This is a genomic window from Enterobacter sp. UNJFSC 003, assembly GCF_036903355.1.
Taxonomy (GTDB): Bacteria; Pseudomonadota; Gammaproteobacteria; order Enterobacterales; family Enterobacteriaceae; genus Enterobacter.
This window is the reverse complement of the sequence record NZ_JBAKHK010000016.1, coordinates 1-24,998: the sequence shown is the minus strand read 5'-3', so window position 1 is coordinate 24,998 and position 24,998 is coordinate 1. Positions and strand designations below refer to the sequence as shown.

Genomic DNA, 24,998 nt, shown 5'->3' with positions numbered 1-24,998 from the left:
GGATAGCCTAAAATTGGCTTGAGCAGGAATCTTCGTTATTTCGTTCATTTTCGTTGTTCCATGTGTTAACGCCGCTTGACGCTTGCGTTCATCACTTCCTTATTGACAGACGTAACAGTCCCCCTGACGGCACTATCAGATAGTGCCCGTCATCGCTTTGCTGGTACCGCCATAGTCATTGATAAACTGCCAGGTCAGTGCCCCACCGGCTACGTTGGCAGGTAATTCAAAAGAGGCCTGAGACTGCGGCGCTACCATGTTTGCGCTCTTCACGGCCGTACCGTTGATTTTGACGTTGAAAAAAGTGATGTAATGCGCCGAGGGATTGGTTACCTGAAGCTGGTTACCGGCACGTTTCCAGGTGAGGGTTTTCGCCGCCTCATCAAGCGTGCTTTTCACCCCAGCGGGACGGAAAATTAGTTTTATGCGTGTTTTAACAGCAATCTGCAGCGTGTTTTGTCTCTTCTCTGCAGAGGGAATCGATTTGATATTCAGCCAGAACAGCGACTCTTTCGTCTCTGGCAGATCCCCACCCGCGCGAACCACGCGCAGAATATTTTGCTGGCTACCGTCCAGACGGAATAAAGGAGGAGTGACAATAAACGGGGCTTTGCTGGCCTGAACGCCCGCGCTTGCTTCCCCGCCGTCTACCCATGACTGAATGAGGTAAGCATGTTTGTCAGGATTACTGATATTGATGGCTGACTCTTTCTTTGCACCGTCATAGATCAGACGCGTACCGCCAACCACTACACCTGCCTGCACTAACGTGCTGAAGGTCATTAATACTACTGCCACCGCTGCTGCGCGCCATGTATTCATGGTGTCTCTACCTGTCTTAACATTCAAAAAGATCAGAGGCACAGATGGCCTCCGATCTGATTTAGCTCTGTCGAAATTACTGATAAACGACAGTGAACTGAGTTACACCGTTCGCTTCACCCACGGTGACTGAATCAGTCAGGGAGATGTAGCGAGCGCTGAAGTCCAGGTTGTTAGGACCGGTGCTTACCAGAGGGTAAACAGAGGAGTCTTCGTACAGTGGAACAACCTTGTTCTGGCTGTCAGAAATCTGAATACCCACGCCAGTAGCAGTGCTGTCACCCGCAGTCAGTGCCAGAATGCTGTTATCACCGGAAACCTGGTTACCATCGAAACGTACGGTCGCACCGGTTACAGTGTCCGGGCAGTCGGTCAGTACCAGGGTGAATTTCTTAGCCGCAGCCAGAGAGCCCGCCGCTGGGAAAGCGGTACGCGCAATGTTGCCCAGGAAAACATCCTGATTCTTAGACGCGGTATCGATAGTACAAGCCGCATCAGTGATGGTGCCGGTGAAGTTAACTGCGCCATCAGCAGCGAAAGCAGAAGAAGCGATAGTTGATGAAGCCATCAGAGCAATAGCAAGAAGAGTCTTTTTCACGAGTGTTATCCTATAAACAATGAAAAACGATATACCAGTTGAACGGCTACCGAATTAGTTATGACAAAACCATCTGTCATTCCTTTATTTAGTCCATGAGGTTCCACCTCAATTAATAAATCGCCGCCCGGTTGTACCCGATAGAGAAACGATTCATTTTGAACTAAAGTGACTCCTTTGGTGTTAAACACCAAAAAAGTAAAATCATTTAGAATAAAACACTAAAATTACGCATTAAAACAGATAAGTACAGAGGCAGTTTTTAATCAATTGTTAAATGGAATGGGTGAGTCGGCAGGGGTATAAGAAAAAACCGAGGGGAAAAGTCTGACGATTAAATAGAGATCTTGCTCATAACGCATTGAAAGTACGATATTAACGGCAAAATATTACGCATAAATAGATTGTCAGTTGACAGAAATTTACCGGTTCACTAAAGTATGTTCCAATTTAGTTCAAAATGACTCCCTTGAAATAATTAATTACAACTCAATTACCATACTTCTTTAAACCGATTAGCGTTGCTTGCCGTATAAATAACGGTATTCTGTATATTCCGATGGCCTAAATAATCCTGAATTAAGCGCGTATCGATTCCTCTGTCAGCCAGAGCAAAACCACAGCCATGTCTTAACATATGTGGGTGAGCATTAATTGTCAGATTGGCAGCCTGACTATAATTTCTGATTAACCAGTAAATTCGTTGCCGGGATAATTTCGCTCCCCGGTTAGAAAGAAATAACCAGTCGGTATCCGCCCCCCGATATTCTTTCCTTTTATTCATCCAAAGCATTAACGACTTTCGTTCGCGTCTGTAAAGTGGATGAACGGTTGAAAAGCCATTTTTTAATCGATGGATATAGATATTATTACCTTCGATATCGATATCAGACAGTCGCCAGCTGCTGATTTCACTGACCCTACAGCCATGGATGAAGCACATCCAGATCAGGCAGTAGTCCCGCTCCGCATGTTTACCGCGCAGCGTGGCCTCAAGGAGTTTCTCAACTTCGAACGGCGTCAGATATTTGCGATTTTTCATAGTGCCTCTTCATGTTCATGGTGGTCCCAGATAAGCATTAATTTCGGTGGTACTCATCCCAAAATGCTATTCTGATATTGAAATTACCCTCCCCAGAAAAAGAGAGGTCATGATGTATTATGTTATAATAGCGCCAGATTTACTCAACGCATTTATAAGCCCTCCTTTTGATAAGGTATAAATTATAAGAATACAGATAATCCCAATATACGTCTTAAAGAGCAATACAGCAAATAAATGGGAATAAAAGTCATTCTTGCCAGTAAAACAAGAAAGATATATGTAGAGATAAAAAAGTAATCGAAGGGGAGCGTAAAAATCGCACATAATTTAACCTGAGATAAATATTTATCCAGCCGAGTGCTTGATTTAAAAAATGCTATAAAGGACTCAGTTCTCGCTATTTTTTCATCCTTTACGAGCCTTTGAAGGGATGATATTCCGCCAACACCCCGTTTTTTATAAGGATTTTTCTGAGGTTCGGCATCTGCTCATATCAGAATATGCACATGATTTTTCAAGAACGGACACGAATGGCAGCGGAAAGGGCTCTTTCCAGCTGCAGACAAAGAGATATCCTACCGGGTTGAGTATGATTTAACTGAGTGCAGCAAGAATTAAGACAGGAACAACCTGAGGAAGAGTCGGGAGCAAAAAAAAACAGGACGTGTTACGTCCTGTTAGCGTCATATCATATGAACACCCTGGATCAGGCAGATAGCCCGCCATCCAGAATGAGCGTCTGCCCGGTCATGTAGGTGCTTTCTTCGCTGACAAGCCAAGCGGCGGCGGCGGCTACTTCACCCACTTTCCCGAAGCGTTTCATCGGGATCGTTTTTCGTAGGTCTGCCAGCTTATCTTTGGGGATACTGCTCATGATGTCAGTATCGATGTAGCCCGGCAGTAGACAATTAACGCGTACGCCAAAACGACCCAGTTCGACCGATAATGTTCTCGCCAAACCAATCATTGCCGCCTTGCTGGCGCCGTAGGCGCTCTGCCCGCTGTTGCCTTTCACCCCCGTCACCGACGACATCAATACCACCGATCCTCCTCCCTGCATCATCATGGGTTCGAGCAGCAGATGGTTCCAGTAAAATATGGCATTAAGGTTGGTGTCCATGACCTGACGCCAGTTCGCCGGGCTCTGGTGAATGTGCAGCGCATCAAGGGTTATGCCGGCGTTGTGTATAACACCATAAGGAGCCCCGTAGCGCGCCAGCAGATCGGCCGCCAGTCGTGTAACCGCCTGCTCATCGCTTCCGTCGCACTGATAGCCCTCCACCATGCCGGGAAGGCTCTCACATGCACGCACCACGTCATGTGCCGCATCGCTATCCTTGCACCAGGTGAATATCACATTCCACTGCTTCGCCAGACGTAATACCGTTGCACGCCCTATTCCACGGCTGCCGCCGGTGACTAAGATCCATTGATTACGCATAGTTTATTGGCTTTTTTCGCTGAGATAGTGGCACAACTCACCCAGAGTCATGTTGATGTTATTAATAAAGACATCGGCTTCAATGGTGACGCCAAACGCCTTTTTCGCCAGGACCATCAATTCCACGTAATCCAGGCTATCGAGCTTAAGCTGATACAGCGGCATGTCTGGCGTCAGGTCCGCCTCCTTCAGATCTTTTGCATCACATAGCATCTCGCAAACTTTGCTGTAAACTTCATCATATTGAGCCATGTTTTATTCCTTTAATTCAGTCAGTTAATAATGTTGATGTATGTTCTTATTCAGCCAGCGGCCCGGTTTTTAACGTCGCGGAGACGGAGAGCAGCGGCTGATTGTCCCGCCATGCCTCAATGCCTGCGACCAACACCAGTCCGGCCCCTTTTTCTCCCATGACCAGCGTCGGCAAGACCGAATAATGTAAAGGTTCAAATGCTGAACCTTCTTCCGCGTTTGCGAGCAACAGTGGAGAAAAACGGGTTTCGTGATGGGTCTGTACCACCCGCGCCAGGCTGAATACGTCCTTCAGGCTCGTCGCCTTATGCCCGGGCAGCAGGCTTTGTACGGTTGCGAGCGTTTCCGGTGCGTTTACCAGCTGGCGAAAAAGCACCGCGTCATAAAAGCTCCAGAGCGGGGCACTCTGACTGTCGATCGTCTGGAATTGACGATATAGGGTGGATAATGCCTCCCCTTGCAGCGTGATAGCCTGCGTTCCCGGGGTTAACGCCAGGGAGTGACTCTCGCTGAGCTTGCTGCTGAGGCTGAGAGCCTGAGTGTGAGCGTGGCGTAGTTTGCCGGTAACCTGCTGTAAACCGTCAGACTGCGTATGATTTAACGCAAGCTGATAAGGGTTTTCGCATGCCACGGGATCGCGTAGACGACAGCTGAAAAGCAGGCCGCCTGACGATAATGTCTGTTTTTCCAGCGCACGGCTGAGGCGTGATTTCACGTCCAGCATCGCGCGCATACCGTGAACACACACATCCTCCATGCCCAGCAGCTTCGCCTCGGCGGCATCGAAATGAATCGGGTTGTAATCCCCAGAAAACGCGGCCCAGCGTTCGGCATCACGCAGCGTGTAGTGCAGAGACATTATTGCCCCCGTCCAATAACCAGTGCCGCATTCGCGCCGCCAAAACCGAAGCTCAGATTAAGCGTGAGAGCCAGCGCGGCAGGACGATGGATATTGGGCACATAGTCCAAATCACATGCCGGATCGGGCGCATCCAGGTGACAGGTGGCAGGCACAATTTGATGCTGCAATGCCTGCAGGCAAATAATGGATTCAAAGCTGCCCGCGGCGGCAATCAGATGGCCGGTATAGGACTTGGTGCTTGAACATGGCGTGGCATAGGCCGCCTCTGGGCCCAGCGCAATTTTAATCGCCTCGGTCTCATTGAGATCGTTTAGCGGCGTTGAGGTTCCGTGCGCGTTAATATAATCCAGCTCACCGGGCGCGATGCCGGCCTGGTCGAGCGCGCGTCGGATGGTCTGCACGCGCGCAATTTTATCCTCGGCTGGTGCCGTAAAATCAACGGCATCTGAGTAATTCCCGTACCCGAGAATTTCGCCAAGGATTGTCGCACCGCGCACAACGGCGGACTCATACTCTTCAAGGCATAACACGGCAGCCCCCTCGCTGAGAACAAAACCGTTTCGATGCAGGCTGAATGGACAGCAGGCGCGCGTAAGATCCTCTTGCTCACTGGCTAGCGCACCAAGAATGTCGATATTCCACACGGCCGAATCAGAGCGCAGGGACTCGCCTGCCCCCGCCAACATCATGTTTGCACGCCCGTTACGGATCAGCTCAAACGCGTCCCCAATAGCGATAGTGCCCGTTGCACAGGCCGCGACTGGCGTGTTCTGATACCCACGCAGCCCCCAGAAAAGGCTTACGGCAGCAGTGGCGGCGTTAGGCATTGAGAAGAAACAGCCAAAAGGCGATCCCATCCCCGTGCGCATATAGTCTTCATAATGGAGCTGGGTTTCATCCTGCCCTGCCCAGCCGGTGCCCATGATGACGCCGCAATCCCGCAGATCGTAATACTGCTCTGGTTTTTCATCGCCAAACGCCATGTTCATCGCCTCACGTGCCGAGGCCAGCGTCAGGCGCGCAAAACGCGGCAGCCGTCGACGGATCGCTGCGGGCACGCCCTTGAGCGAAGGTTCTTCATCGATCAGCCCGTAAAAGCGAGACTTGATCCCCGCGGCAGATTTGTCGCAATAGCGGTATCCGGGCGTGTAGTTCATGATGGCCGCCCAGCTTTCAGCGGAATTCATCCCCAGCGGGGTGACCGCGCCATAGCCGGTGACCACCACCCGACGTGGCATAGTCGTGGTCTGTAAAATGTCCGTTTGCATGATTTATCCTTGTAGATTCACGGTGTCGTTTTCCCCGCCCCCCAGCGCCAGCCAGAGCTTCATCGTGGAATACAGGTAGTTGTATTGCGTTTTCACCAGCGTGTTTTCGCTATCCAACAACGCGTTTTGCGCATCTAGCAGCGTTTGGTACGCCACGGCACCGTGACGATACTGGCTCTCCACCAGCCTCAGCCGCTGCTGGCTCAACGCCAGATCGTCCAGCTGATGCTGTTTTTCCTGCTGCCAGGTCAGGCGCTGTGACATGGCGTTATCGATATCCTGCAAGGCGCTATAGGCAGCATTCCTGAACTGGATCGCCGCGGTTTGTACATCCAGCTCGGACTGTTCGATGGTCAGACGGACTTTATTCCACTGGATGAACGGCAGCTCCACGGCAGAACCCAGCGTTCTGGCCGGATTACTGAACCACTGTTGAAAGACTGTCGCCCCCGCATTGAGCGATGCATCCAGCGTCAGAGAGGGATAAAAGCTCAGCCGCGCAACGTCCGAACCGGCCAACGCCGCGCGCAAATTAAGTTCCGCCGACTGCACGTCTGGCCTTTTGGAAATCACCTCCAGCGGCAGGCGCTGTGCCACCGGTACGCGTTGATGAATATCCAGCGAGGTTCTTTCTGCCGGGTACTGTCCGGGCGGACGACTGAGTAAAATAGCGAGCGCATTGCGGCTCTCATCACGCTGCTGACGAAGATCCCGCAGGCTAACTTCCCGACTGAGTACGGTTTGCTGCGCCTGGAGATAATCAAGCTGGCCGAGATCGCCCGCGCGCCAGCGGGAAGCCACCATCTCAAGCGTATCCTCGGCAATATGCAGGCTCTGCTGCATAGCCGCGATTTGTTGATTCAGGCTGGCTATCTGCCAGTACAGCTGAGAGGTTGTGCCAATGAGCGTCAGTGCGGTAGCCCGCAAATCTTGTTCCGATGCTTTAGCCAGCCAGTCGGACTGCTCTCGCGTGCGCGCCAGCTTCCCCCACAGGTCCAGTTCATACGAGGCCGTCAGGGTATTACTGTAACTCTCCGCTGGCGTGGTATTGCGGCGCATGTTCTGGGTATTACTGGCGCTGGCGCGGGCGGAAACATCCGGCGTCACGTTAAGGTCTGAAATGCCTGCGGCAAGCCGCGCCTGCTTAAGCTTGATGCCCGCCAGCGCCAAATCGTTATTACTTTGCAAGCTGGCAACGATAAGCCCGGATAACTGCGGATCGCCAAAGTTGTCCCACCAGTGCGGCGTGAACTTCGCGACACCTTCACCGGTATCCTGCACGCGCCAGGTATCAGGGACTGAAAGTAGCGGCCGCTGGTATTCGCTTTTCAGTGCCTGACCACAGCCGGCAAGCATCAGCGCCATTGCGGCCGTTAAGGATAGTTTGAACGTATTCATTCGCGTGCCAGCGCCTCCGTCGGGTGTAAACGGGCGGCGTTTCGTGCCGGGAAAAAACCAAAGCCAAGCCCGATAAGCGCCGAGAACCCGCAGGCCAGAAGAATGGGCGGCCAGGTGAAAATCATGGTGAATTCGTGGGTGATTTGGGCAAACAGGAGTCCGGCCACGCCCGATCCGACGATGCCAATCAAGCCACCCAGCGTGCAAATGACCATCGCTTCAATCAGGAACTGACGCATTATGTCTACCGGGCGGGCCCCCACCGAGAGGCGGATGCCAATTTCATGTGTTCTTTCAGTGACGGAGACCAGCATGATGTTCATCACGCCGACGCCCCCGACCAGAAGAGAGATCCCGGCAATCGCGGTGATCAGCAGCGTCATGGACTCAGACGTTTTGCGGATCGTTTTGGTCAGCTGATCGTTGGTCATGGTAAAGAAATCACGCTTGCCGTGAGCGGTATCGAGCAGTTGTTCCACCTGTTGCTGCGCAATCTCAATGGGGTAACCGTCAACAATACGCAGCGTTATGGACTGCAGCGGCGTATCGCCAGACATCCGCTCCAGCAGCGAGGTGTAGGGGATCCACGCGCCAAGCTGATCGCCGACATACTTCGGCCCTTTTTTATCCGCTACGCCAATAATCCGGAAGGGAACGCCGGACAGCTGGACGATATCGCCCAGTGGATCCTGCCCATCGCTAAACAAGGTGCTGCGGATGTTAGGATCAATAATCACCACCGGCTCACGATCCTCGAGATCGCGTGGCGTAAAACGGTTTCCGGCAACAAACTGCAACCCCTGGACGCGGAAGAAACCGTTGCTGACGCCCGACAGGGAGACCAGAACCTGTTTGCCCCCCCGGATCGCTCTGACGGTCTTACTAACAACCGGTGAAAGGCTATCGATGAAAGGCTGCTTGCCGAGAAGCTCTACGTCGTCCAACGTCAACGAGCGTTCAAAATCTGGACGCGGCTGATCCCAGCCCAAACCGGGCCGAATCTCGATCGTGCTGGTTCCCAGCTGGCTTATCTGGCTAAGGATATTTTGGCGCGCACCTTCCCCCACCGCCATAGAAGAGACGACGGAAGAGATACCAATAATAATGCCGAGCATTGACAAAAAAGCACGGATACGGTGGCCCAGAAGCGATCGCCACGCCATGCGTACCGCTTCTTTGATGCTCTGCCAAAGCGGCGTACGTCCGGTGGTGGTAATCGCCGGTAAACCCTGGCAGACCACCTGAGGTATGGCAGGGTTAACGCGATCGGCGATAATCTGGCCGTCATGAATTTCAACGATGCGCTGGCATTGCTCGGCAATGCTGCGGTCGTGGGTCACGATAATCAAGGTATGCCCTGCCTGATGCAGACCATGTAAAATCGTCATTAGCTCTTTACCGCTGGTACTGTCGAGCGCCCCGGTAGGCTCATCCGCGAGGATCACCGGCGCGCCGTTCATCAGGGCGCGCGCGATGCTGACGCGCTGCTGCTGCCCCCCCGAAAGCTGGGCCGGGCGGTAGAGCATGCGGTTACCTAAACCCAAACGTTGCAACAAAAACGCTGCGCGCGACCGGCGCTCGTGAGCGGGCATATCCGTATAGAGCGCCGGGATCGTGACGTTCTCAATGGCCGTCAGATAAGGCATTAGGTGATAGCGCTGAAAAATAAACCCAAGATATTGACTGCGAAGCTGCGCGAGCTGTTCGCTGCTGGCCACCTGCGTAGACACATCCATAATGCGCATTTCGCCTTCCGAAGGCTTATCGAGGCATCCAAGAATATTCATCAGCGTCGATTTCCCGGATCCGGACGCGCCAATAATGGCCAACATCTCTCCGGCGTTCACGCGCAGGGAAATATCCTTTAAGACGGTGACGGCCGCATTGCCAGAACCAAATCGGCGAGAAATGTGCGAAAGCTCGATAACAGGAGTATTAGCCATTTGCGGTTCCTGCAGCATTGAGCATCACCACCCGCTCGCCTTCATGAAGACCCTCAATAACCTGGACATACTGTCTGTCGTTAATGCCGACGCGAACAAGCCGCTCTTCCGGGGTATTTCCCTTCATTACCTGGATTTGGTACTTGTCGCCTCCCTGCGGCTGGCCGAGGGCCATCACCGGCAGACGCACGACGTTTTTGGCCTGCTCGGTGACGATAAACACCTGTGCGGTCATTGAGGTTCGGAGCAGATGCTCAGGATTCGGCACGGTGAACACACCGTTGTAATACACGGCGGAAGGCTGTTGAGACTGAGCGCTCACGCTCTCATCCTGTAAAGCATCGTTGGGGGCATCCTGAAGGGCGCCCATCACGCTTTGGTAACGATGCTTAGGATCGGCAACGACGTAGAACGACAGCGGCTGGCCCGGATGAACCTTCAGAATGTCGGTTTCTGAAATACGGGTTTGCACGGTCATGGTATCGACATTTGCCAGCACGAGGATTGTCGGCGCAGTTTGTGAGGAGACCACCGTTTGCCCTTCTTTGGTGACAATCCCCAGTACCTGCCCCTCTACGGGAGCAAGAATGCGCGTATAGCCCAGGTTGGCCTTCGCGGTTTCCAGCGCCATCTGCGCCTGTACGATCTGCGCCTCATTAACTTTAATCTGGGCCTTCTGGGTATCGACTTTGGCCTGCGCCTGCTCCAGGCTGCTTTTCATTCCTGACCCATCACGATCCATCTGCTGCTGTCGCTTAAGCTCAAGCTGGTATTGCGTTAAGGTGTAGAGTGATGCCTGCTTTTGCGCCATTGCGCTCTCCAGCTCGGCCTCAGATTTGCGCAGCTCGCTCTGCTGCAGCGTGGGGTCAATTTCAGCCAGCAGCTGGCCTTTATGCACTCGGTCCCCGGCGCGGACATACAGTTTCTTAAGCTGCCCGTTAACCTGTGCCCCCACGTTGACCTGTGAGGAAGGTTTGAGGATCCCGGTCGCCAGCACGGTTTTTTCGATGTCACCGCGATCGATAACGTGCGTCACCACCGGCGCGACGCTACCCGACATCATGGTATGCACTCTCCACCCTCCGGCCACCAGCAGGGTGAGCACCAGCACCAGCGAGGCCACAAATGCCTTACGGTGGCGAGTTACACTCACCAGGATCTTTTTCATAGACACGCTCACGCCAGCGCTCCCTGAGTCTCATTGGCAACGGACGTTGAACTCTGAAGCGGGTTGACCTGACCCTCTTTCAGTACGTAGACGCGGTCAAATAAGGGCAGTGCCGTTTCGCTGTGCGTCACCGTGATGAGCGTTTTTCCATATTCATGGCAGTGCTCAATGAGGGTTTGCATCACCTGCAAAGCGGTTTGTTCATCAAGGTTAGCTGTCGGCTCGTCGAGTACCATGACCGGACAATCGCTATACATCGCCCGGGCCAACATCAGACGCTGACGCTGTCCAAGGGAGAGGGCTGGATGGCTTTCGCGGATCAGCGCATTTTGTTTCCCGGGCAGACGATCGATCACCTCGGTGAGATTCAGCCCGCGTAAGGATTTATCAATACGCAGTTGTTTCACGGCATCGTGGTGAGGATCAAAAAGCGTAATATTTTGCAGAACGCTGGTGTTGAACAGAATGTCTTCCTGACTCTGCAGGAAAAAAAGCTTGTGCGCCTGACGGGTGCTCACCTGCTGCCCATCTGCAAGAATTTCGCCTTCCTGAGGCTCAATGAGCCCCGCAATCGCTTTCAGAAGCGTGCTTTTACCTGCGCCAGATTCGCCGACGATGGCCAGGGTTTCTCCACGGAAGACGCGCAGAGAGAGATCCTGGAGGACGGGTTTGCCCGGTTCATAGGCAAACTGCACGCCACGGTAGCTGAGCTGCTGAGTAAAATGGGCCGGTGCCTGTAATTCAGCAGCGTCCTCCTCTTTTTTCACCTGCGGGAACAGGTCGGCAGCGCGCGTATCAATAACGTGCAGCTGGTTCTTCTGCAGAATCGAAAAGAATATTTGCGTGATATAGGCGGTAAAAATCTGCCGCACGAAGCTGTAGGCAAAAAACTCGCCTAGAGAGATGCGATTGTCCTTCAGCAGCGGTAATGCCAGAAACATAAAAAAGACCATTTCAAGGCTGCCAATCAGCTGATAAAGACTGCTTTTAACCTGTTCGTACACTTTTTGCTTCTGTCGAGAATCAAAAAGCGATAACGCATATCCAGCGAAAGCTGCCTGACGCTGGCCCGTCAGGCCTGCGGATTTAAGCGTCGCAAAACCCTGAATGGATTCCAGCAGGAAGTCGCTTTGCTCCGCGCTTTTTACCTGAATTTGCTGCGTGTAAAAACGATCTCGGAAAATGGCCCAAACGCTCACCAGCCCCATTAATGTCACACCCGCTGCAGATATAGCGGCAAGCAACGGGCTGATATAGCACATGACGGCTAATGCAATGACCCCAACTACCCAGTCAATTCGCAGGCCGTTATCTAGCTCAATCTTTTGAGCAGCCGCCATCTGCCAGTTGGAGAAACGGCTGTAGATTTCACCCGGGCTGCGTTTTTCGAAGAATGAGAGTGAGTTCATCAACAGGCTGGCGAAGCCGCTCACGCTTTGCATCACGACAAACCGCTTGATAACGCGCTCTGTAATACTGCGAACGAGAAAAGCCAACAGGGTCGACACGACAAACGCCAGAAGGTAATAGAAATACGGGAACGCCTGCTCTCCGCCTGACGAAAAGACGTTGTTGATAGCAGTGCTGACCATTACCGGCATGATAAACAGGGTCAGTGACACCACAAATGCCAGCATCATCAGTCGGTAGATGCCCGGAATGGCGGCGGTCTGTTTCAGACTCATACATTCCAGCGCGCGGAAACGACGGGTCCGCTTGTGTGGTTCCACTGACGGTTTGGTCTTGCCGCTATCCTGGTCAAGAACCAGCGCATAGCCGCTGATTTCTGTTTTCAGTGCAGCAATCGGCAGGAGCTGTTCCCCAATGGCAGGGTTCATTACACAGACATAACTCCCCTGCCGATAGGCCAGCAGGACATAATGGCTTGCACCGTAATGTAAAATCGCCGGCAGAGGGAGTTCAGCGAGTTCATGAAGATCGAACGCGACCGGATAGGCCGGGATGGCTAACTCCGCAAGGATGTCACACATCGTTGAGAGCGCGGTACCATGGGGGGATGCAGGGAAATGTTCGCGCAACTCTTCCAGAGGTGCATGAATACCCTGCGTTTCAGCCAGCATGGAAATACAGGCCAGTGCGCATTCATTGGTTTCAGCCTGATAAACTATTTTAGGAATAATATTTTCCATAATTTACACCCCACAACACCTGTTCTTTTTTGTCATTACGCTAATCGCCTTTTTATGCATTTTTAATCATTGATAAAAAAGAGCGAGTGTGAATGCCATAGCATCCAGTCAGTTGAATGATCACGAATGCTTTGCTCAATAATTCGCGGCATTTCAGCCTTCAACCTTTTTGCCGTTACAGGTTCATGGATATAAATTCTCAATCCCTTATCAAAATAAAGATGATAAAAAACCACCTTCGCCGACATCATTCTGGCTAACCTGATAATGCCACTGTGTAAACTGGCCGGTCGGTCGAACAAACGGCAATGTAATTTTTCGGCCTTATCTTTACTGGCAAAATGGGTGAAGTCAGGGGTGATATCCGGGAACAGGATGATATTGCGCGTGTTCTCTGCCGCCTCCATCACTGATGTCATTAAATTACCGGCAATATTTTTATTATCTTCATGAATCGAACAATAAGTGAGATCCACGCCCCCCAACTGTCGCTCAGCTTCTGAATGGGCGTCAGCGCTGCGCGAGGTGATCACCGTTGCTTTTCCTGGGTAAACCGCCGCGCCAACCATCGTGGTCAGGACATCCGACACCATATGCAGTGGGGCAAGGATCACCGGTTGCCCTGCCCGCTGAAGCGGCTCGACAACGCTATTAAGCTGTGCCGAACAGGCCGCCAACTCGCGTAATAGCCGCCGGTTCTGCCCGTAGGTCACAGCCTGAATCAGCAACTGCCTTCTTTGCGTCAGCCAGACATAATCAAATTTTTTTTTATCGTTAAGCAGGCATTGACGGTTAGACTCTGCCACGGCTGCACGCAGTTTCACATCGCGTGGAATGAGTTTCAAAAATCGCCTGACGTGAGCAAACGCAAACACAATTCGATAATGCAAACGTCGGAATAACAAACAATGCGCCCTGTAGACAATCAGCTGCAGTTTATATACTAACCACTGACACCAGGCAGTGAAATTCCGCCAAAACAGCGCGCACCACAGGGCATAAAATTTCATGATTACTCCGGTGCTTTACCTGTTTTTAAAATAGAAAGCAGTTTTTCAGAAAATGACGGGAAATCACGGTCCTGAATAGCAACCCATTTTTTCGCAACAATAAAGGTCGGGGTCGCATTGATATCATAATACTGGGACACACGGGTCATATAATCGAGACGCGCTTTGACTTCGGCAGACTGGCTAACTTTACGGTATTCAGCAACGTCAATATTATTGTCTTCCAGCCATGCATCACGCTTTGCCGGATCGCCTAAATCTATGTGATGCTTCATGACCGCATCATAAGCGCTCTGCCGATGAGCCTCTTCAATGCCCATGACCTGAAGGGTCGCGAATACCGGTGCATAGCGTGCCAGACCGCCCTGATTGTCCAGACTGAAATGCAGGCGCACCAGCTTTTTACCGGCAGGCATACTTTTTTCCAGCGCATCGACATTTTTTTCGTTTATTTCACAATAGTGGCAGCCGTATGAGAAAATCTCAATAATGTCATCCCCATCCGCTACTGGGCTTTGGGCCAATTTTTCAGCCGAAATTGCCGTCAATACCTGCTGCCCATCATCACTGGATTGGTTTAAAACAAAAGTATGGAACCAGGCTGTAGTAATCACTGCTGAAATAACCGCAACAAAGACGGTATAAGCCAGCACGTAGAGGATTCTTTTTTTCATGTGAGGCATTCAATCCTGAATATGATAAAACGATGGCTGTTTTAGATATCATTTTTCACAAGGGCGTTGTATGTAAGAAACAACGCCCATAAGAATAACTCGTAAAGAAATTTACTCTTATTTATTGTGAAGCTAACGTTTAGCCTACATTACCGCAGTTGATGATTGCTGCAGCTGTGAAAGTTTTTGTCACAACGCCATTCTTGTCAGTACAGGTTTTCACGGCATTACAAACGGTAGCGTCGCCAACCAGGTTCAGTTCGAAGCTGTTAACACACGTAGTAGTACCACCGACAACTGCGCTTGCTTCAGACATATTGATTTTTTTCATCTGTGATTTCCTTATTTGATTATTAAAGTATGTAGTATGAGCTAATATCGTTTGGTATATGAAGAGATATACCACGCAGAGATGACATATACCGTTATCATTTCTGCATCCCACAATGGTAATACTGAAGCATAGTGCTTCAGTGCCATTATCGGATAGGGCGCATAGTAGTAGCGTTTTTTTGAATAGGCAATATGCTGAAACGGCTTATATCAGGCAAAAAAAGGTACTTCATTATCATTGATACAAGATATTTCTTACATTCAATGCTGCTTTATTCTGACAATAAAAAATAATCCTTACCCTATTAAAGATCTACCCGGCCTTTTGTGCAGGATATTTCTTAGGAATAGTCAGGACTTCAGGATCCTAATGTCGAAATTTTTTTTGAAATTTTTGTGCAAACAGTACAGGGGAAAGAGATCGGAAGCACGCACTGGGGAGAGAGGAGAAGCCAAAGTTTTGTGGTTTTTTTTGAAAGCAGAGAAATGAAAAAGGGCCACGTTATAAATAACGTGGCCCTGAATAGTGGCGGAACGGACGGGACTCGAACCCGCGACCCCCTGCGTGACAGGCAGGTATTCTAACCGACTGAACTACCGCTCCACTGTTCCCGTGTGGGGAACGAGGCGAATATTACGGTTTGCCGTCGAACTCGTCAACGCTTTTTCTTGTCTTTTGAATCGTTTGCTGCAAAAACCACCCAAACGGTGATTTAAACGGCATTTCAGCACTTTTTCAGGCACGCCACATGCAGCTTCCGCCCTTTTTCTGGACTACATCGAGACGGGATTCATGATTAAGCAGCTCTTCATCACTGGCTAACACGACCCGCAGGCGGCTGGCCTGACGGACAACGCGCTGAATACCGGCTTCGCCCTGCATCTGCTGAGATTCACTTTCCGTACTGAATTTCATCGACGTTTGACCACCGGTCATGGTCAGGTAGACATCGGCCAGGATCTGGGCATCGAGCAATGCGCCGTGCAGCGTTCGCTTGGTATTATCGATTTCATAACGCGAGCAAAGTGCATCAAGGCTGTTACGCTTGCCAGGGAACATTTTCCTTGCCAGCGCCAGGCTATCGGTCACTTTACAGAAGGTGTTCGTCTTCGGAATATCGCGATTAAGCTTGCTGAACTCATAATCCATAAAGCCGATATCGAACGACGCGTTATGGATGACGAGCTCTGCGCCTTTGATGTATTCCAGAAACTCGTCCGCCACGTCAGCAAAGGTGGGTTTATCCAGCAAGAACTCATCCGCAATACCGTGGACGCCGAAGGCTTCTGGATCCACCAGCCGATCGGGTTTGAGGTAAACGTGGAAGTTGTTCCCCGTAAGACGACGGTTCACCACTTCAACGGCCCCGATCTCAATGATCTTGTGCCCTTCGTAGTGCGCGCCTATCTGGTTCATACCGGTGGTTTCGGTATCGAGGACAATCTGGCGAGTAATTGCAGTGCTCATAGCGGTCATTTATGTCAGACTTATCGTTTAACTGAACGTTTCGAATACAGGAAGTCTACCAGAGATGCGTAAACAGGTAGAAATTTTCACCGATGGATCTTGTCTCGGCAACCCAGGGCCTGGTGGTTATGGTGCGATAATGCGCTATCGCCAGCACGAAAAAACTTTTAGCGAAGGCTATTTCCTGACCACCAACAATCGCATGGAGTTGATGGCGGCAATTGTGGCGCTGGAAGCCTTAAAAGAACATTGTGACATCGTATTAAGCACCGACAGCCAGTATGTGCGCCAGGGTATTACCCAGTGGATCCACAACTGGAAAAAACGCGGCTGGAAGACGGCAGATAAAAAGCCGGTCAAGAACGTCGATCTGTGGAAACGCCTTGATGCGGCATTGGGCCAGCACGAGATCAAATGGGAATGGGTAAAGGGCCATGCTGGCCACCCGGAAAACGAACGCTGTGACGAACTTGCACGTGCGGCCGCGTCCAATCCTGCCCATGAGGATGTTGGGTATCAGCCAGAATCCTGATCAGGGTTTACGGTATTGACGCGTAGCGCCGACGGTCTGACGGATCCGCGCTTTCGACTTGCTCTGCTTCATCGGGTTTAGCGTAAGGGGAATTGTCCGCTTACGCGCAACGATAAACTGCATGCAACCTAAGGCAGGCAGATGGGTACTCAACACAACGCCCCCCTTCCTCGCCCAGGGCAGTACCTGAAACCCCCCGTAGCAGAGCACTTCAAAGTTTAGCAATGAAAGCCAGTCCAGCTGGCGCATCATCGTGAACATCCGGCTGTTATAGGGTGGCGTACGACGCAATACGGGCACCAGCTTGCGTAAGCCCATCAGGCTCAGAGGATTGAACCCACTGATAATCAGCCAGCCGTCATCAATCAGCACGCGATCGGCTTCACGCAGCAGACGATGGGGATCGCTACACCAAGGCAACGTATGGGCAAGCAAACACGCATCAACCGATTTTTCCGCAAACGGCAGATGCAACGGGTCAGCTTTCACATGAACCGGGGAGCCATTGAGAGAAACATCGACCTGATGCGAGATAGCGCAACTTTCGGTATTGATTTCTGCGCTGAGATTGCCAAGCTTAAGCAGGTGAAAACCATACATTTTCGCGAGCCACGGCTTTAACTGTTGCTCTAACGCTTCACGATAGTATTCACCCCAAGGCAATTCCGCCCAACGTTCCGGTGCTACGACAGTCTGAGGTATCCTTGCCGGTTTCATCAACACATCCGCCACGCTGTAAGAGGTAATGTATGAATCTTATCAGTATTCCTGCTTTTCAGGACAATTACATCTGGGTTTTGGTTGAAGACGATCGCCGATGCATCATCGTCGATCCCGGAGAATCGACGCCGATTTTACAGGCTATAGCGGAAAATGGCTGGCGACCTGAGGCCATACTGCTCACTCATCACCATGACGATCACGTAGGCGGCGTGCCCGATTTGCGCACAAAATTTCCGCATCTGGTGGTTTACGGACCGGCAGAGACACAAGATAAGGGAACGACGCAAGTAGTCGAAGAAGGCGAAAATGTCCTCATACTCGGGTGGGAATTTTCCGTAATTGCTACACCCGGTCACACTTCCGGACATATTTGTTTCTACAGTAAACCTTATCTATTTTGCGGCGACACGCTGTTCTCTGGAGGCTGTGGTAGACTCTTTGAGGGTACGCCAGCCCAGATGTATCAATCCCTACAGAAGATTAGCGCCCTACCTGACGATACCGTCATTTGTTGCGCACATGAGTATACATTAGGGAATATGAAGTTTTCTGCCAGCATCTTACCTGACGATCGCGCAATTCAGGATTATTACCACAAAGTGAAGGAGTTACGTGCAAAAAACCAAAAAACACTCCCTGTAATTCTGAAAAAGGAGCGGCAAATAAATTTATTTTTACGAACTGATGACACTGATTTAATTGACAAAATTAACCAAGAAACAAAATTGCAACAACCAGAACAGCGATTTGCATGGTTAAGGTCAAAGAAAGATAACTTCAGATAATTGCGGGTTGCCTTTTCAAAATTTCGCCGTTATTATCGCTCGTCTTTTAAGCAACTATTGACACACACATGAAGGCAAAAGCGATATTACTCGCCTCTGTCCTGCTTGTAGGTTGCCAGTCTCAAAACGGCAGCAATGTACAACAGCACGCACAGAGCCTTTCTGCAGCTGGTCAAGGGGAAGCAGGGAAGTTTACAAGTCAGGCGCGATGGTTGGACGATGGGACATCTTTCGCGCAGGAACAAGACTTGTGGGCCTCTATTGGCGACGAGCTAAAGATGGGAATTCCGGAGAATACCCGGATTCGCGAACAGAAACAGAAGTATTTGAGAAATAAGAGCTATCTCCACGATGTAACGTTACGGGCAGAGCCGTATATGTACTGGATAGCCGGGCAAGTTAAGAAACGTAACATGCCGATGGAGCTGGTACTCCTACCCATAGTGGAGAGCGCTTTTGACCCACACGCGACGTCTGGCGCCAATGCCGCAGGCATTTGGCAGATCATTCCGAGCACAGGGCGCAATTATGGTTTGAAACAGACCCGCAGTTACGACGCGCGTCGTGATGTTGTCGCTTCAACGACAGCCGCTCTCGACATGATGCAACGTCTGAACAAGATGTTTGACGGTGACTGGTTGTTAACAGTTGCTGCGTATAACAGCGGTGAAGGTCGTGTAATGAAGGCAATGAAAGCGAATAAAGCGCGTGGTAAGTCCACTGATTTTTGGTCGCTCTCATTGCCACAGGAAACGAAGATTTACGTACCGAAGATGCTGGCCTTGAGCGATATTCTCAAGAACAGTAAGCGTTACGGTGTACAACTGCCAACACCAGACGAAAGTCGTGCACTGGCGCGCGTTCGCCTCAGCAGCCCGGTTGATATTCAACAGGTTGCCGATATGACAGGTATGTCGGTAAGTAAATTGAAAACCTTTAATGCAGGTGTTAAAGGCTCAACGCTGGGGGCAAGCGGCCCACAGTATGTAATGATTCCGCAGAAGCATGCCGATCAGTTACGCGAGTCTTTGGCTTCAGGTGAAATTGCTGCTGTTCAGTCAACGCTGATTGCAGACACCTCACCGGTAAGCAGCCGAAGTTATAAGGTTCGTTCAGGTGATACCCTTTCGGGCATTGCATCACGCCTTGGCGTGACGGCAAAAGATCTGCAGCAGTGGAATAATCTGCGCAGCTCAGGCCTGAAAGTGGGTCAGACACTGACTGTAGGAGCGGGTAGCAGCGCACAGCAACTTGCCAAAAACAGCGATAGCATTACCTATCGCGTGCGTAAAGGCGATTCGCTGTCCAGTATCGCTAAGCGTCACGGCGTTAACATCAAAGATGTGATGCGCTGGAACAATGGTACTGACAATCTGCAACCGGGTGATCAACTGACGTTGTTTGTTAAAAACAACGCAACGCCAGACTCCTGATAACACGATCTAACGATAAAAAGGCACCGATTCCCCCGGTGCCTTTTTTGTTTTATCCCACTTTGTACGCCTCTGCCATGATGGTATCGCTGGTAAACGACCCGTCATTCTGCAATTCAAAGTACGCTTTCACTTCCGCAGAAGCACTGTCTTGATACAGACGGATGACCTGACTCAAGGCATCTGGCGTCCGCATACGTTCGATCCACGAGCTGTATTCCAGCGGCAGTCGGTCGGTTATCAACGAACGTGAAATCAAACCGGCTTCAGTAATCAACGATAACCACTCTCCGCTAGAATAGTTTTGTACATGCGAGGTGTCGCGCAGTGCTTCTACGGTCTGCAGCCAGATATTGCGCACGGGATGACCCGGCGACATCACATCCATGATGATGAAAATCCCACCCGGCTTCAGAACGCGTTTCACTTCTCGTAACGCCTGGCCAACATCATGCCAGTGGTGCGCTGAATAGCGGCTGATAACAACCTCAAACGACGCATCTTGAAAAGGTAAGGATTCTGCATAACCCTGGCACGTAGCGACGTTATTCAATCCTTTGGCTTTTGCTGTCTCTGCTACCACCTCTAACATCTGGCTCGATAAATCATACGCAGTCACCCGTGCAACCTGGTGTGCGGCAGTGAAGCTGGCATGCCCTGCTCCACACCCTAAATCCAGAACATGTGCCTGCGGGAATGCAGCCAAACGCTCGCTGAGACGCACCAAATCCCGCCCAGAGGCGTGCACGGCGCTGCTCAGATAAGCGCTTGCCTGAGAACCAAACTGTTTTTCTACGTTGTCATGGTGGGAGTGTGTTGTTGTCATTATGCTGTCCTTTGGTTGATTAAACATAAAGGGCAGCACCAGCATAGGTCTGCCCCACGGCAGACCTGACATACCATTATTTATCAGGCTTGCCGGGACTGAATTCTACTAGCAGAGGATTGTGATCGGAGGCGCGCGTCACCAGTACGGAAGCGTCGTGCACGCTCAAACCACGATAGAAGACAAAATCGAGAGGACGACCAAAGGCTTTTTTACGCTGGTCATCGTTAAAACGGACTTCACGCAGCGACATTTCACGCGCAAAACGATACAGCGCATTCATGCGTGGACGGCTCCAGGCGTTGAAGTCCCCGGCCATAATGATCGGCCCGCTGTGATGGGCAATCTGGTCGCCAATCGGAAGTAATTGCTTGCTGTAAACATCCACTCCAAGACTGAAGTTCACTGCATGGATATTCACAACCATCAGCAGTCGGGTGTCTGGTAACGGATAGACCGTCACTAGCGCCGATTTCGCCAGACGCAGGATCGGCTCACGTTCCCGCAACGGGCAACAATAAACCGGATGCGCAGCAGAAAGCGTCATTACCCCGGACGGGTGTTGCGGTAACACAAACGCGGGAACCTGGTCAGCAGCAAGATAGTTAGTAGTCGCAAATCTTACCAGCTCAGGCGTGGTTTGCGCCTCCTGCAACAGCACCAGATGGGCATCCTTACCAAAGTTCTTAAGCACGGATAACCACTCTGCCCGCTGCTGCTTAAAGATATTCCACACCAGCACCCGAATTTTTTCATCGCTGCTTAAGGGTGTACCTGCGGGCAATGCCTGGCTGATGCTCGCAAACGACCCCGGAGGCAAGATCCTCTCCGCGGGCAGTCCGGCAACGTAACGCATGGCATAGGTATTTTTTCGCACTTTTGGTAACGGCCTCTATAACATAAACCAGTCCGGAAAACGGACTGGTTCTAATGTTATAGGGACTTTAGGTCACACTTTCAACGCAATTACTGCAAAACATCGTTCTTGTTTTGTAAGCAAGCACTTACCGCTGTTTACCCAAGTGCGAGGCGAGTGGGTTTATCAAGGCGGCCACTCAGGCCAATTAGCAGGAAGGCAACAAGCACGATGACAGCTCCAATCCACGGGGTCTGCGCCAGCCCATAATGCTCAACCGTCTGGCCGCCTACGATAGAACCGATCGCGATACCGATATTAAAAGCGGCAATGTTCAAACCGGATGCGACATCCACCGCATTCGGGGTATACAGCTCTGCTTTCTGTACCACATATACCTGGAGCCCCGGGACGTTACCAAAGGCAAAGACCCCCATGACCAGAACGGTAGCCAGGGCAGCGTACTGCATGGATGCCGTGAACTGGAATACCAGAAGCAGTACAACCAGCGCGGCGAAGATAAACTTCAGAGCCGGTACTGCGCCATGTTTATCAGCCAGTTTACCGCCCCAGATATTACCGATAGCAACGGAGATACCGTAGCCCAGCAAAATCCAGCTCACCGCAGTCGGGGAGAAACCCGCGAGATCCTGCATCATCGGCGCGAGGAAGGTGAAGGCTGTGAACACGCCGCCATATCCGAGCGCCGTAACGGCATAGATGAGCAGTAAACGCGGGTGAGTAAGCACCTTCAGCTGATCGCGCAGGCTGGCACTGGCCCTGCCCGGGATAGTCGAGGGGACCAGCAGCAGGCTTGCTACCAGAGCAATCACACCCAGTAAAGAGACCGCCAGAAAGGTTTCACGCCAACCGAAATGCTGTCCAATGAATGTCCCGAGCGGTACGCCGGTCACCAGTGCAACGGTCAATCCGCCAAACATGATCGCAATGGCCGATGCCGCTTTCTCTTTTGGCACCAGACTGGTGGCAATGGTGGAACCGATGGAGAAAAACACCCCGTGCGCGAGGCCAGTCAGCAATCGAGCAATGACCAGCGTGGTGTAATCCGGGGACTGCCAGGCCAGAATGTTGCCGGCAGTAAACAGGACCATCAACGCCATCAGCAGTTGCTTACGCGGGAATCGTCCGGTCAGCGCCGTAAGTACAGGCGCACCGACGGCAACACCCAGCGCGTAAATGGAAACCAGCAGCCCGGCAGAGGGCAGTGAGATAGCAAGCTGGTTGGCGATAGTAGGAACAAGGCCTACGATAACAAACTCGGTCGTGCCAATTGCAAAGGCACTGATCGTCAGGGCAAGTAGCGCCAGTGGCATAGAATACTCCGTCTCTTCAGTATTAAGATGACAAGCAGTATGCGCCAGTGTTTAAATAACAAAAATGCTCAAAATATGAATAGAATTTTGCAGGTGGTGCAACAATGAAAGCAACATCGGAAGAGCTGACTATCTTTGTCGCCGTCGTCGAAAGCGGCAGTTTTAGTCGTGCTGCAGAACAGTTAGGGCAGGCCAACTCCGCCATTAGCCGATCGGTAAAAAAGCTGGAGATGAAGCTTGGAGTGAGTTTACTCAACCGCACGACGCGGCAGCTGAGCCTGACGGAGGAAGGTGAGCGTTATTTCCGTCGTGTGCAGTCAGTCCTGCAGGAGATGGCGGCTGCGGAAACGGAAATTATGGAAACCCGCAGTACGCCGCGTGGATTGCTGCGTATTGATGCGGCAACGCCAGTCGTGCTGCATTTTCTGATGCCGCTGATCAAGCCTTTCCGTGAACGCTATCCGGAGATGACGCTTTCTTTAGTTTCTTCCGAAACGTTTATCAATCTTATCGAACGCAAAGTCGATGTGGCAATTCGGGCAGGAACGTTAACAGACTCCAGCCTACGTGCCCGCCCCCTGTTTACCAGCTACCGCAAAATTATCGCTTCGCCGCAGTATATTGCTGAACATGGCAAACCAGAGACCGTTGAAGAATTGAAACAGCATCTGTGCCTGGGCTTTACAGAGCCGGTGTCGTTGAACACCTGGCCTGTTGCCTGTCATGACGGGCAGCTGCATGAAATCATCTGCGGGATATCCTCCAACAGTGGAGAAACATTAAAGCAGCTGTGCCTTGAAGGGAATGGGGTAGCCTGTTTGTCCGATTACATGATTGATAAAGAAATTGCACGCGGCGAACTCGTGGAGCTGATGGCAGATAAACGTCTGCCGGTGGAAATGCCTTTTAGCGCGGTATATTACAGTGACAGAGCCGTTAGCACGCGTATTCGTGCTTTCATCGACTTCCTGAGCGAACATATAAAAACAGCTCCCGAAGGAGCTGTACGAGGGTTTTAGAATACAGAGGATCGGGTCAATATTAATCCCAGTTTGGTGCTAACCCTTCCGGGCTGACCAGGCGATCGTTGCAATCCAGAGCAGCGATCGCTTTTTTATCGTCGTCATCAAGCTGGAGACCCAGCGCTAGCAGATTACTGGCCAAATTTTCACGTTTGGTCGAAGACGGAATGACGGCATACCCTTCCCCTATCGCCCACGCCAGGACCACCTGTGCAGCCGTTGCATTGTGCTTCTCAGCAATGCGTACAATGACGTCATCTTTCAACGCCTTACCATAGGCCAGCGTCATGTAAGACGTAATGTGAATGCCATGATCTCTGGCCCAGTCCACAACTTTACGGTTTTGCAGATATGGCGACAGTTCAATCTGGTTGGTGGCAATATTTTCTGCGCCAACGGCTGCAATCGCCTTTTCCATTAGTGAAATAGTGAAGTTAGAAATACCGATTTCACGCGTTAGACCTTGCTCTTTCGCTTCCAGCAGCGCCTGCATGAACTCTTCGACTGAAACGGCATCGTTCGGTGATGGCCAGTGGATCAGGGTCAGATCCACATAGTCAGTACGCAGTTTTTGCAGGCTCGCCTTCAGGCTTGGGATCAGCTTGTCTTTACTGAGATTCTCAGTCCAGATTTTAGTGGTGACAAAAAGCTCGTCACGCGGAATGCCGCTCTCTTCAATAGCCTGGCCAACGGCAGCTTCGTTTTCATAAATCTGTGCCGTATCAAGAGTACGATAGCCAAGCTCAAGAGCCGTTTTTACTGATGCGATAACAACGTCGTCTTTCAGGCGGAAAGTGCCCAGACCAAATGCAGGGATAGTCATGTTATTCCTCGTTAATTATTGTGTTCGTAAACTGAGGAAGATTATCGCTGTTGCTGTTATGCCGAAAAAGAGCGTAAAACGCAGAGGATTTTTGCTAATTCAGCAATAATTATTCGACTGACAAGAAAAAAGCCCTGAGCGTAAGCTCAGGGCTTTTAATAAGTGGCGGAACGGACGGGACTCGAACCCGCGACCCCCTGCGTGACAGGCAGGTATTCTAACCGACTGAACT

At 51.2% G+C, this 24,998-nt stretch carries 24 protein-coding genes and 1 tRNA gene; 4 read left to right on the top strand and 21 right to left on the bottom strand.

Annotated elements, in window-relative coordinates:
* Window positions 1-135 precede the first annotated feature (135 nt).
* The 16 genes from V5P19_RS21550 to dnaQ all read right to left on the bottom strand — a co-directional run bounded on the left by V5P19_RS21550 (window position 136) and on the right by dnaQ (window position 16,432).
* The gene (locus tag V5P19_RS21550; RefSeq protein ID WP_334407370.1) at window positions 136-822 is read right to left on the bottom strand and encodes a molecular chaperone; all 687 of its coding nucleotides are present in this window, start codon (window positions 820-822) and stop codon (window positions 136-138) included.
* A 76-nt stretch (window positions 823-898) separates the two neighbouring features.
* Window positions 899-1,420: a fimbrial protein gene (locus V5P19_RS21545; RefSeq protein WP_334407368.1), complete on the bottom strand. Its 522-nt coding sequence runs from the start codon at window positions 1,418-1,420 to the stop codon at window positions 899-901.
* 493 nt (window positions 1,421-1,913) lie between these two features.
* A complete protein-coding gene (locus V5P19_RS21540; RefSeq protein WP_334407365.1) occupies window positions 1,914-2,462 on the bottom strand; it encodes a tyrosine-type DNA invertase in 549 nt (182 codons plus the stop codon).
* 709 nt (window positions 2,463-3,171) lie between these two features.
* The gene (locus V5P19_RS21535) at window positions 3,172-3,906 is read right to left on the bottom strand and encodes an SDR family oxidoreductase (protein WP_334407363.1); all 735 of its coding nucleotides are present in this window, start codon (window positions 3,904-3,906) and stop codon (window positions 3,172-3,174) included.
* A 3-nt stretch (window positions 3,907-3,909) separates the two neighbouring features.
* On the bottom strand, window positions 3,910-4,158 hold the full coding sequence (locus V5P19_RS21530) for an acyl carrier protein (RefSeq protein ID WP_334407361.1): 249 nt from the start codon (window positions 4,156-4,158) through the stop codon (window positions 3,910-3,912).
* Window positions 4,159-4,204: 46 nt separating this feature from the next.
* Entirely contained in the window at window positions 4,205-5,017 is an 813-nt protein-coding gene (locus tag V5P19_RS21525; protein WP_334407359.1) for a MaoC/PaaZ C-terminal domain-containing protein, read from the bottom strand.
* A complete protein-coding gene (locus V5P19_RS21520) occupies window positions 5,017-6,288 on the bottom strand; it encodes a beta-ketoacyl-[acyl-carrier-protein] synthase family protein (protein WP_334407357.1) in 1,272 nt (423 codons plus the stop codon). The genes V5P19_RS21525 and V5P19_RS21520 overlap by 1 nt, the downstream gene beginning before the upstream one ends.
* Window positions 6,289-6,291: 3 nt before the next feature.
* On the bottom strand, window positions 6,292-7,686 hold the full coding sequence (locus V5P19_RS21515; RefSeq protein WP_334407355.1) for a TolC family protein: 1,395 nt from the start codon (window positions 7,684-7,686) through the stop codon (window positions 6,292-6,294).
* Window positions 7,683-9,629: an ABC transporter permease gene (locus V5P19_RS21510; protein WP_334407353.1), complete on the bottom strand. Its 1,947-nt coding sequence runs from the start codon at window positions 9,627-9,629 to the stop codon at window positions 7,683-7,685. Before V5P19_RS21510 ends, V5P19_RS21515 begins: the two co-directional genes overlap by 4 nt.
* Window positions 9,622-10,797: an efflux RND transporter periplasmic adaptor subunit gene (locus V5P19_RS21505; protein WP_334407351.1), complete on the bottom strand. Its 1,176-nt coding sequence runs from the start codon at window positions 10,795-10,797 to the stop codon at window positions 9,622-9,624. Before V5P19_RS21505 ends, V5P19_RS21510 begins: the two co-directional genes overlap by 8 nt.
* Before the next feature lie 8 nt (window positions 10,798-10,805).
* The gene (locus V5P19_RS21500) at window positions 10,806-12,947 is read right to left on the bottom strand and encodes an ATP-binding cassette domain-containing protein (protein WP_334407349.1); all 2,142 of its coding nucleotides are present in this window, start codon (window positions 12,945-12,947) and stop codon (window positions 10,806-10,808) included.
* 62 nt (window positions 12,948-13,009) lie between these two features.
* Window positions 13,010-13,957: an ABC transporter gene (locus V5P19_RS21495; protein ID WP_334407347.1), complete on the bottom strand. Its 948-nt coding sequence runs from the start codon at window positions 13,955-13,957 to the stop codon at window positions 13,010-13,012.
* A 2-nt stretch (window positions 13,958-13,959) separates the two neighbouring features.
* Window positions 13,960-14,631, bottom strand: coding sequence for a DsbA family protein (locus tag V5P19_RS21490; protein ID WP_334407345.1), 672 nt, complete (start codon window positions 14,629-14,631; stop codon window positions 13,960-13,962).
* A 139-nt stretch (window positions 14,632-14,770) separates the two neighbouring features.
* Complete coding sequence (locus tag V5P19_RS21485) at window positions 14,771-14,962, bottom strand: DUF4762 family protein (protein WP_119935421.1); 192 nt, start codon at window positions 14,960-14,962, stop codon at window positions 14,771-14,773.
* A gap of 529 nt (window positions 14,963-15,491) precedes the next feature.
* Window positions 15,492-15,568: transfer RNA gene (locus V5P19_RS21480), tRNA-Asp, on the bottom strand.
* A gap of 132 nt (window positions 15,569-15,700) precedes the next feature.
* The gene (gene dnaQ / locus V5P19_RS21475; RefSeq protein ID WP_334407342.1) at window positions 15,701-16,432 is read right to left on the bottom strand and encodes a DNA polymerase III subunit epsilon; all 732 of its coding nucleotides are present in this window, start codon (window positions 16,430-16,432) and stop codon (window positions 15,701-15,703) included.
* A 64-nt stretch (window positions 16,433-16,496) separates the two neighbouring features.
* Between dnaQ and rnhA the strand changes: the two genes are divergently transcribed.
* Window positions 16,497-16,964, top strand: coding sequence for a ribonuclease HI (gene rnhA / locus V5P19_RS21470; RefSeq protein WP_334407340.1), 468 nt, complete (start codon window positions 16,497-16,499; stop codon window positions 16,962-16,964).
* On the opposite strand, the gene V5P19_RS21465 is transcribed toward rnhA, so the two are convergent.
* Window positions 16,965-17,681 carry a class I SAM-dependent methyltransferase gene (locus V5P19_RS21465; RefSeq protein WP_334407338.1) on the bottom strand — a complete coding sequence of 239 codons (717 nt, stop codon included), beginning with the start codon at window positions 17,679-17,681 and terminating at the stop codon, window positions 16,965-16,967. It abuts the gene before it with no gap.
* Window positions 17,682-17,713: 32 nt separating this feature from the next.
* On the opposite strand from V5P19_RS21465, the gene gloB reads away from it, so the two are divergent.
* Both gloB and mltD read left to right on the top strand, forming a co-directional pair.
* A complete protein-coding gene (gene gloB, locus V5P19_RS21460; RefSeq protein WP_334407336.1) occupies window positions 17,714-18,472 on the top strand; it encodes a hydroxyacylglutathione hydrolase in 759 nt (252 codons plus the stop codon).
* Window positions 18,473-18,540: 68 nt separating this feature from the next.
* Window positions 18,541-19,905 (top strand): murein transglycosylase D, encoded by a 1,365-nt coding sequence (gene mltD / locus V5P19_RS21455; RefSeq protein ID WP_334407334.1) that lies wholly within the window; start codon window positions 18,541-18,543, stop codon window positions 19,903-19,905.
* Window positions 19,906-19,957: 52 nt separating this feature from the next.
* On the opposite strand, the gene V5P19_RS21450 is transcribed toward mltD, so the two are convergent.
* The 3 genes from V5P19_RS21450 to V5P19_RS21440 form a co-directional block, all read right to left on the bottom strand.
* Window positions 19,958-20,731 (bottom strand): methyltransferase domain-containing protein, encoded by a 774-nt coding sequence (locus V5P19_RS21450; RefSeq protein WP_334407332.1) that lies wholly within the window; start codon window positions 20,729-20,731, stop codon window positions 19,958-19,960.
* Between the two features lie 76 nt (window positions 20,732-20,807).
* Window positions 20,808-21,608 (bottom strand): endonuclease/exonuclease/phosphatase family protein, encoded by an 801-nt coding sequence (locus V5P19_RS21445; RefSeq protein ID WP_334407329.1) that lies wholly within the window; start codon window positions 21,606-21,608, stop codon window positions 20,808-20,810.
* Window positions 21,609-21,745: 137 nt separating this feature from the next.
* Window positions 21,746-22,921: an MFS transporter gene (locus V5P19_RS21440; protein WP_334407327.1), complete on the bottom strand. Its 1,176-nt coding sequence runs from the start codon at window positions 22,919-22,921 to the stop codon at window positions 21,746-21,748.
* Between the two features lie 104 nt (window positions 22,922-23,025).
* Between V5P19_RS21440 and yafC the strand changes: the two genes are divergently transcribed.
* The gene (gene yafC / locus V5P19_RS21435; RefSeq protein ID WP_334407325.1) at window positions 23,026-23,940 is read left to right on the top strand and encodes a DNA-binding transcriptional regulator YafC; all 915 of its coding nucleotides are present in this window, start codon (window positions 23,026-23,028) and stop codon (window positions 23,938-23,940) included.
* A gap of 22 nt (window positions 23,941-23,962) precedes the next feature.
* Here the strand turns inward: yafC and dkgB are convergent, their stop codons facing one another.
* Window positions 23,963-24,766, bottom strand: a complete 804-nt coding sequence (gene dkgB, locus V5P19_RS21430) for a 2,5-didehydrogluconate reductase DkgB (protein WP_334407323.1) — start codon at window positions 24,764-24,766, stop codon at window positions 23,963-23,965.
* Window positions 24,767-24,998 lie beyond the last annotated feature (232 nt).

Coding starts and splice junctions, on each gene's coding strand:
- V5P19_RS21550 (WP_334407370.1), bottom strand. CDS start 822: ATGAATACATGGCGCGCAGCAGCGGTGGCAGTAGTATTAATGACCTTC.
- V5P19_RS21540 (WP_334407365.1), bottom strand. CDS start 2,462: ATGAAAAATCGCAAATATCTGACGCCGTTCGAAGTTGAGAAACTCCTT.
- V5P19_RS21535 (WP_334407363.1), bottom strand. CDS start 3,906: ATGCGTAATCAATGGATCTTAGTCACCGGCGGCAGCCGTGGAATAGGG.
- V5P19_RS21530 (WP_334407361.1), bottom strand. CDS start 4,158: ATGGCTCAATATGATGAAGTTTACAGCAAAGTTTGCGAGATGCTATGT.
- V5P19_RS21525 (WP_334407359.1), bottom strand. CDS start 5,017: ATGTCTCTGCACTACACGCTGCGTGATGCCGAACGCTGGGCCGCGTTT.
- V5P19_RS21520 (WP_334407357.1), bottom strand. CDS start 6,288: ATGCAAACGGACATTTTACAGACCACGACTATGCCACGTCGGGTGGTG.
- V5P19_RS21515 (WP_334407355.1), bottom strand. CDS start 7,686: ATGAATACGTTCAAACTATCCTTAACGGCCGCAATGGCGCTGATGCTT.
- V5P19_RS21510 (WP_334407353.1), bottom strand. CDS start 9,629: ATGGCTAATACTCCTGTTATCGAGCTTTCGCACATTTCTCGCCGATTT.
- V5P19_RS21505 (WP_334407351.1), bottom strand. CDS start 10,797: ATGAAAAAGATCCTGGTGAGTGTAACTCGCCACCGTAAGGCATTTGTG.
- V5P19_RS21500 (WP_334407349.1), bottom strand. CDS start 12,947: ATGGAAAATATTATTCCTAAAATAGTTTATCAGGCTGAAACCAATGAA.
- V5P19_RS21495 (WP_334407347.1), bottom strand. CDS start 13,957: ATGAAATTTTATGCCCTGTGGTGCGCGCTGTTTTGGCGGAATTTCACT.
- V5P19_RS21490 (WP_334407345.1), bottom strand. CDS start 14,631: ATGAAAAAAAGAATCCTCTACGTGCTGGCTTATACCGTCTTTGTTGCG.
- V5P19_RS21485 (WP_119935421.1), bottom strand. CDS start 14,962: ATGAAAAAAATCAATATGTCTGAAGCAAGCGCAGTTGTCGGTGGTACT.
- dnaQ (WP_334407342.1), bottom strand. CDS start 16,432: ATGAGCACTGCAATTACTCGCCAGATTGTCCTCGATACCGAAACCACC.
- rnhA (WP_334407340.1), top strand. CDS start 16,497: ATGCGTAAACAGGTAGAAATTTTCACCGATGGATCTTGTCTCGGCAAC.
- V5P19_RS21465 (WP_334407338.1), bottom strand. CDS start 17,681: ATGAAACCGGCAAGGATACCTCAGACTGTCGTAGCACCGGAACGTTGG.
- gloB (WP_334407336.1), top strand. CDS start 17,714: ATGAATCTTATCAGTATTCCTGCTTTTCAGGACAATTACATCTGGGTT.
- mltD (WP_334407334.1), top strand. CDS start 18,541: ATGAAGGCAAAAGCGATATTACTCGCCTCTGTCCTGCTTGTAGGTTGC.
- V5P19_RS21450 (WP_334407332.1), bottom strand. CDS start 20,731: ATGACAACAACACACTCCCACCATGACAACGTAGAAAAACAGTTTGGT.
- V5P19_RS21440 (WP_334407327.1), bottom strand. CDS start 22,921: ATGCCACTGGCGCTACTTGCCCTGACGATCAGTGCCTTTGCAATTGGC.
- yafC (WP_334407325.1), top strand. CDS start 23,026: ATGAAAGCAACATCGGAAGAGCTGACTATCTTTGTCGCCGTCGTCGAA.
- dkgB (WP_334407323.1), bottom strand. CDS start 24,766: ATGACTATCCCTGCATTTGGTCTGGGCACTTTCCGCCTGAAAGACGAC.